3 protein-coding genes and 1 pseudogene are annotated in these 7,253 nt (G+C 76.7%); all 4 read right to left on the bottom strand.

From position 1 onward, the window contains the following. A partial coding sequence (locus ACWEV0_RS35260) for an SAV_2336 N-terminal domain-related protein (RefSeq protein WP_453153895.1) occupies positions 1-3,576 on the bottom strand: 3,576 nt, incomplete at its 3' end. Beyond that, on the bottom strand, positions 3,569-4,525 hold the full coding sequence (locus ACWEV0_RS35255; RefSeq protein WP_453153894.1) for an AAA family ATPase: 957 nt from the start codon (positions 4,523-4,525) through the stop codon (positions 3,569-3,571). The genes ACWEV0_RS35260 and ACWEV0_RS35255, both read right to left, overlap by 8 nt. Continuing rightward, a complete protein-coding gene (locus ACWEV0_RS35250) occupies positions 4,522-6,654 on the bottom strand; it encodes a vWA-MoxR associated conflict system protein (protein ID WP_453153893.1) in 2,133 nt (710 codons plus the stop codon). The genes ACWEV0_RS35255 and ACWEV0_RS35250 overlap by 4 nt, the downstream gene beginning before the upstream one ends. Further along, a pseudogene (locus tag ACWEV0_RS35245) lies at positions 6,651-7,253 on the bottom strand (alpha/beta hydrolase); the annotation flags it as partial. The pseudogene ACWEV0_RS35245 and the gene ACWEV0_RS35250, both read right to left, overlap by 4 nt.

Here is a 7,253-nt window from a genome sequence, read left to right as displayed (position 1 = left end):
CGGTCCGACGATCGCGAGGAGGACCATGAGGGCGACGAGTACGGCGCCCAGCAGGCGGACGGGGTTTCTCAGCAGGCAGTCCTGGAACGCATGGCTCTCGAACCGGCCGCGCCCGACGGACGCCAGACCGGCGAGCAGGGCCGCCGACTCCGAGGCGAGCCGGTGACGGGACGCGGCGGGCGCGCCGAGGGCGATGACGGTCCTGGCGGGATCCGCGGCGAGCCGCAGCAGCCGCTCGGCCGCCTGCCGTTCCGCCGCGTCCCGCACCGGGTCGAGCACCGCCAGCGCCCACCGCACGGCCAGTTGCGCCTGGTCGGGGCGGCCGAGCCGGAGCAGCGTCGCGGCGGTGCGCACATAGACCCGGCCTGCCTCCGACGGCAGGTCACGGAGCTGGAAGTGAGAGGTCAACTCCTCTTGCACGACCAGGAGTTCATCGTCCTCGCCGTTTGCGTCCAGGGCCTGTTCGAGGCAGAGCAGCGCCTCGCCCGTCTCGGGTGACGGGCCGCGGCCGAAGGAGGCGAGCGCCTCCCTGGCCCAGGAGATCGCGTCCCGTGCCCCGTCCTGCGGCCAGAGGGTGAGCACCAGCCGGTTGAGGAGCAGGGCCGCGTGGCCGTACGTCGCCTCGTCGGCCTCCAGGCCGGTGTGGGAGACCCGGTGCAGGGTCTCCCACGCGTCCTCGGGCCGCCCGAGGGCGTGCTCGGTCCGCGCGAGGGCGAGCGCGGCCCGGCCCCGGGCGGTTCCGCCGTACGCCGGGCTCGTCCCGGTCCAGCGCCCGGCGGCCCGCTCGAACGCCGGGAGGTACGGCGGCTCCACGGCCACGTCCGTGAGCAGCAGCAGCGTCTCCGGGGTCACGTCCGGGAACTCCAGCGCGTTGCGCACCCACACCTCGGGGCGGGGCGCGGGCTCGGGGACGATGCCGAGACGTGCCGGCAGGGCGGCGCCGGGGTGCCGCTCCTCGTAGAGGGCCGCGGCGGCGGCCTGGTGGAAGCGGCTGATCCGTTCCCGGGCGACCTCCCGCCGCGCGTCGTAGCCCGGGGTCGCCCGCACTTCGTCGTGGACGGCGGCCGGGAACACGTACCGGCCGGGTCCGGACCGCTCCAGGAGCCCGTCGCGTACGAGGGTGTCGAGGCGTGCGGCGGCGGAGGGCAGCCGGCGGTCGAGGACGGCCGCGGCCTCCTCCAGGGTGAACTCGGAGGCGGTCGCCTCCGCGAGGCGGACGAGGGTGGTGGCGCGGCCTTCGGCGAGCTCGTCGAGCCAGTGGCGTACGGCCGTGGCGGGATGCACGGGCGGAGTCGACTCGCGCGCCTCGACGACGAACCGGGCGGCCTTGGCGGCGACCACCGGGTCGGGCGAGGCGAGGGCGCCGCCCACGATCCGCAGGGTGAGGGGCCACCAGCGGCTGCCCGCCGGGGCCTCCGGCCGGGGCGCGCCCATGTCGGTGAGGAACTGGACCGCGTCCAGGGCGAGGAGCCCCGCCAGGTGCACTTCGGTGGCCTGGAGCCCGTACGGCACCTCGCCCCGTGATGTGGTGATGACGGCGCTGCCCTCCGGGGGGAGGGCGGCGAAGGCGCGGGTGCGCTCGTCCGTCCCGAGGTCGTCGACGACGAGGAGGACCCGGCGCCCGCTCAGCGCCCGGTGCAGGATCTCTGTCAGCGCCTCCGGGCGCACGGCCCCGCCGGCGAACTCCTGCCGGGGGGCCCCGAGGTCGTGCAGGAGCCGGTCCAGTGCGGCCTCCGGCGGGACGGGGTGGCGGGTGGAGCCGCGGAGCCGTACGAAGAACGCCCCGTCGGGGAACTGTTCGCGGACCCGGTGGGCCAGGTGCAGCGCGAGGGCGGTCCGGCCCGCGCCGGGGACACCGTCCCAGGCGGTGACGTGGACGGCCCGCACGGTGCCGGAGATCAGGCGCTCGGCGAGTTCTTCCGCCGTCAGCCGCGCGGCGCCCACGAAGGGCTCCGGCGCCGGCGGCAGGCTGCCCCACTCCTCCTCCGGGTCTCCGGCCCCCGCCCCGGCGTCCGGCTCCGGCTCGGCCAGCCCCAGCAGTTCGAGCGTCCGCCGTGACGCCCGCGCGAACGCCTCACGTTCCGCCGCCAGGTCGTGCGGGCCGTTCGCGTCGTACGCGACCGAGGGCAGCCTGGTCCGGCTCGTGCCGCGGTCGGCGATGTGCTGGTCGAGGGCCTGGTGCAGGGCCCAGACCTCGTGGGCGGGGAGGTGCTCGCGCAGCACGGCCTGGACCTCGGGCCGGGGGGCCAGTTCGACCGTCCCGCCGCCCTCCTGCGTGACCTCGAAGACTCCGCTGGTGACGACCTCGGCGACGTCCGCGATCTGCGCCTCCGGCACCAGTTTCTCCCGCACCAGGTGCAGCAGCCGCAGGCTGAGCCGGTCGAACGGTGCGCAGAGCACGGCGAGCCGGGCGGCGCGCGGGGAGGCGGTGCGGAGGAAGCGGCGGGTGAGCTCGGCGGGCGGGAGCGGGACCGTGCGCGGCCGGGCGGGGCCGGCGGTGGTGCGGCCGGTGGGCGGGACGAGGACGGCGGTGCAGCCCTCCGGGTCGCCGCGCATGAGGGTGCGCGACCAGCGGCCGAGGGAGTGCGGGGTGAGGGAGAGGACCGGGACGGGCAGCCAGTCGCCTTCCTCGGCCTCCTGGTTCGGGCCGATCAGGCCGGGCGGTTCCACGGGTACGCGGCTGCGCGGGCTGCCGGGGGCGGCCGGGGTGAAGCGGGTCGTGGGGAGGTTCAGGCCGCCGCGCCGCCAGAGCTTGGTGGGCAGCGGGTTGAGCACGGCGGTGGGGTGGGCGCCGGCCCAGGCGCGCAGCAGGTGCCAGACGTCGGGGCGGCGCCATGCCTCGGCCATGCAGTCGGAGACCACGACGACGAGGCGCCGCCCGTCGGCCGAGCGGAGCGCGCCGGGGGCGCGGGGCGCGCCGTGCGCGTCGAAGGTGAGGTCGGCGACCTGGAGGGTGCGGAAGGCGCCGAGCCGGTCCAGGACGGTGGTGAACTCGGCGACGGTCTCGCCCCACACGCGCATGCCGGGCGAGCGGTCGACGACGAGGACCAGGTCGAACCAGCGCTCGGGCGCGGCCTTGAACACGGGGATCAGTTCGCCGCTGCGGGCGTAGCCGTCGACGGTGGCGTCGATGTCGAGTTCGCCGCGCCGGCCCTGTGGCCAGCGTCGTTTCCACGGGCGCAGGGCGCGGGTGAGTTCCAGGGCGCGGGGCAGTCCCGCGGCGTGGGGCGCGGCGACGGCGTGGCCGCGGACGGGGGCGGCGCTGCCGGGGAGCCGTTCGTGGAGGGGGCGGGTGGCGGCGCCTGGGCTCCTGGCGTCGTCGGGGCCGGGTTCACGGGCCGGGGTCCTGGGGGCACGGGCGTCCCGGTCGGCGGTGGACGGCGTCTCCGGCTCGGGCGGCCGCTGCCGGTCGCCCGGCCGGGACGCGGCCGACTCCGGGCCGGGCCCGGCTCCGTCCCGTACCCCTTCGTCCGCCTGGTGGGCGGCCAGCCACAGCGCCTCCGCCAGTGCGGTGCCGTCCAGTTCGGGGACGGCGGTGCGCAGGGCGGAGAGCAGCCGGGGCAGTGGGTCAGGCATGCGAGAGCTCGCGCAGGATGAGGTCCTCGACGGCCTGCCGTCGGGCCTCGTCGGGGGCGTCGGTGCCGGCCAGGAGGTGGACGGCGTTGAGGAGCTGGTCGACGGCGAGGCTCTCGCCCGCGCCGAGGCGCTCCAGGAAGGCGGTGACGAGCCGGTCGGCCGCCGGGGTGGCGGCGGTGCCGGCGCCCATGTGGGCCTCGACGATCCTGAGGAGCGTCTCGGGGGTGGGCAGCGGCATGGTGAAGCGGACGCAGCGGCGCAGGAAGGCGGCGGGGAAGTCGCGTTCGCCGTTGCTGGTCATGACGATGAACGGGAACTCGGTGCACTGCACCCGGCCGCGCCGGATCTCGTGGTGCCGGTCGCCCTGCCATTCGCGTACGGCGACGACGTCCGTGCCGTAGCGGGCGAGTTCGGGGATCTCGAACTCGCCGCGTTCGAGGACGTCGAGGAGGTCGCTGGGCAGGTCGAGGTCGCTCTTGTCGATCTCGTCGATGAGCAGGGCGCGGGGCCGGTCGGCGGGCAGCAGGGCGGTGCCGAGCGGGCCCATGCGCAGGAAGGGCGCGATGTCGTCGGAGGCGGACGGGCCGCCGTCGGTGCCCTGGAGGCGCTGGGCGTGGATGCGGCCGAGGGCGTCGTAGCGGTAGAGGGCGTCGGCGAGGCTGCTGCGGGAGGTGATGTGCCAGCGCAGCACGGTGCCGAGGTCGAGTTCGGCGGCGACCTGCTCGATGACCGTGGACTTGCCGGATCCGGCCGGTCCGGTGACGAGCAGCGGGCGGCGCAGCGCGAGCGCGGCGTTGACGGCCTCGATCAGGCCGCGCGGCGGCACGAACTGCTCGTGCAGGGAGCGGCGCGGGAACTCGCGCCAGGGCGGCGCCGGGGGCAGCGCGACGCGCTCCTCGGGCCGGGCGGGCGGGGTGCCGTGGCCGGCGTAGTAGGGCTGCCAGGTCATGCGGGTGACTCCCCCTCGTGGTGGGCCGGGTGCCGGCCGGCCAGGTGTTCGCTGTCGAACCAGGTGCAGAAGTCCAGCCACTCCGCTCCGTCCCAGACGGTACGGAGCCGGGCGAGGTGGTGCAGCCCGTTTTGGGAGCGTCCTTTCTGCCGGTAGGCGCGGCAGAACTCGGCGGGCAGCAGATGCCAGTGGGTGTCGACGGAGCGGCGTACGGGTTCCGGTACGGACTCCTCGGACGGGTCGTCGGCCGTCGCGTCGCCCGGCGCATCGCCCGGCGCATCGCTCGGCGCGTCGTCCGGCCACAGCACGATCGGCGAGGAGGCGAGCAGCGTCTCCATCAGGTCGCCGAGCCGGGCGGGCCGGTGGGCGAGGGCGACGGCGCGGGTGCGGGGCTCGCTCATGAGCCGCTCGCGCAGTTCGGGTACGCGGCGGGTGTCGGCCTCGTCGAACCAGTCGACGCGGTCGCCGTCGGCGCTGTCCTCGATGGCCTTCAGGGTGTCGCGGGCCTGGTCGTTGATCCACCACAGGTGCTCGGGTGGCTGGATCCGGTCGCTCCAGCGCAGCACCACGTCGTAGCGGGTGCCGATGCGCATGCCGAAGTCGGTCTCCTCGGGCTTCCAGCCGGCGAGCAGCGGGGCGGGCGCGGCGATCTCCACGCGGCGCAGGGGCGTGCCCAGTGCGCGGGCGAGGGGTGTGGCCCAGCGGAGCACGCCGACCAGCGCCCGTTCGGTGCCGGCGCGGTCCTGCGTGGCGCAGGGGAACTCCTCGTGGTGGCGGACGGTACCGCCGTCGAGGAGCCAGACGGCGAGGGATTCGGGCCATTCGTCGCCGACGGCCGCGTGCAGGCTGACGACGAGCCGCAGGCGCATCTCCTCGGTGCGCTCGGCGAGCCGGGCGAAGGCGTCGTTGAGGTCGATGACGGCGCCGGTGTCCTTGGCCCAGGCGCGCAGGGCGGGGTGCTGCGGGTCGACGCCGGTGGAGCGGGCGAGCCCGGCGAGGAAGCCGGCGGCGGGTGCGGTGCGGCTGCCGCCGGCGAGCGGGGCGCGCAGCAGGAGGTGTTCGACGGTGTCGCGGAGGAGGTCCGTGCCGGTGGAGCCGGGCAGCGGGGTGAGCGGGCCGGCGCCGGTGGCGGCGAGGGTGCGGCGCAGCAGGGTGCTGGTGAGGTCGGCGCCGGGCCAGGCGGTGAGCAGGGCGAGGGTGCGGGCGGTGTCCCGCAGGGCGTCGAGGACGCCTTGGGCCCATTGGCGTTCGGGGGCGGGCAGGGTGGCGAGGCGGTCGCGCAGGGCGGCCAGGTCGCGGGGGTGGGTGGGGGCGTCGGCGGCGGCCTGGTCCCCGCCCAGCGGGGTGAGGGCCTGGCGGAGGGCGGCGCGGGCGACGGGGCCGAGCGGGGAGCCGGCGCAGGCGGCGGTGTGCCGGGCGTTGCGGGCGAGCCAGAGCGGGCCGGCGGCGAACTGGGCGCCGTCGTAGTCGACGTGCTGGATCGCCTGGCCGACGGCTCCGCCGTCCTCGCGTACGGCCCGGGCGACGGACGCGCCGGTGAGGGTCTCGCCGGCCTCGGCGACGCCCGCGTGGAGCACCTTGACCAGGGTGGTGCTGAAGCGGAGGTCGTAGGCCTCCTCGTCGGCGGCGGCGCCCATGAGCAGGGTGAGCCGGGTGTCGCCGCGCCGGATGCCGCCGGCGAGCGAGGACAGGTCGGGGGTGGCGTGGCCGGCGTGGCAGGTGTCGACGAGGGCGACGAGGCCGTCGAGGCCGGTGGTGTCGAGGAGTCCGCCGAGCAGGGCGCCGACGTTGACCGCGCTCAGCGGGTCCTCGGCGCGCGAGTCGCCGGCCATGAAGTACAGCTGGGTGCCGGCGGCCATGCCGTGGCCGAGGAAGGCGAGCACGAGCACGGCACCCGCGCCGGCGGCGGCCCGGCCCGCCTCCCGTACCGCGTGTTCGATCTCCGCACGGGTGAGGCCGGGGCCGGACAGCAGGGTGCGGGCGCCGGGCGCCGGGTCCTTCTCGCAGGCGCCGGCCCAGGGGGTGGTGAGGGTGTCGTGCAGGGCGTGCGCGGCCGGTTCGAGCGCGTCGAGCAGGCCGAGTTCGGGGCACTGGGCCCCGATCACGAGCACATGGCGCCGTTCGTTCATCGCTCCGCGAGGGTGGTGAGCGCCTCGACGAGGGGGCCGGCGACGGCCGGCTGGGCCAGGTACGTGGCGGCGGGGTGCACCCAGGCGCCGTCGGAGTCGACGCGGCGGCTGTGCGGGGCGACGGCACGGGCGTTGGGCCGGGTGAAGTCCTCCAGGACGGGGCGGGCGGCGACGAGGTCGTCGCGGTCCCAGAAGTTGAGCCAGCGGCGGACGGTGGCGGGGGTGGCGAGGGGGTGCGGGCGGACCCGTGGGTGGACGGCGCCGCGGATGCCGAGCGGCGAGCCGAGGGTGACGAACAGGGCGACGTCGGCGGGGTGTCGGTGCAGGGTCTCCAGGGCGACGACGGTGCCGAGGGAGTGGGCGACGACGATGTTGGGGCCGTCGGGGTCGAGGCAGTCGGCGACCCGGGCGCGGATCCGCTGGTCGAGGGTGGTGGTGCCGTCGGACTCGGCGCGGTTGAGGTAGCGGGCGACCTGGCCGAGCATGCCGGCGGTCAGCCGGGCGCTGAGCCAGCCGCCCGTGGCGCGCAGTCCGGGGACGGCGAGCAGGCTGGTGACGGCGTTGACGACGCGCCGGGCGGGCGCGCCCGCGCCCTGGGC

It is taken from the genome of Streptomyces sp. NPDC003943, assembly GCF_053605265.1.
This window is presented reverse-complemented; position numbering and strand designations above follow the sequence as displayed.

Excerpts from the sequence above, each read along its gene's own strand:
- ACWEV0_RS35250 (WP_453153893.1), bottom strand. The coding sequence starts at position 6,654 with ATGAACGAACGGCGCCATGTGCTCGTGATCGGGGCCCAGTGCCCCGAA.
- ACWEV0_RS35255 (WP_453153894.1), bottom strand. The coding sequence starts at position 4,525 with ATGACCTGGCAGCCCTACTACGCCGGCCACGGCACCCCGCCCGCCCGG.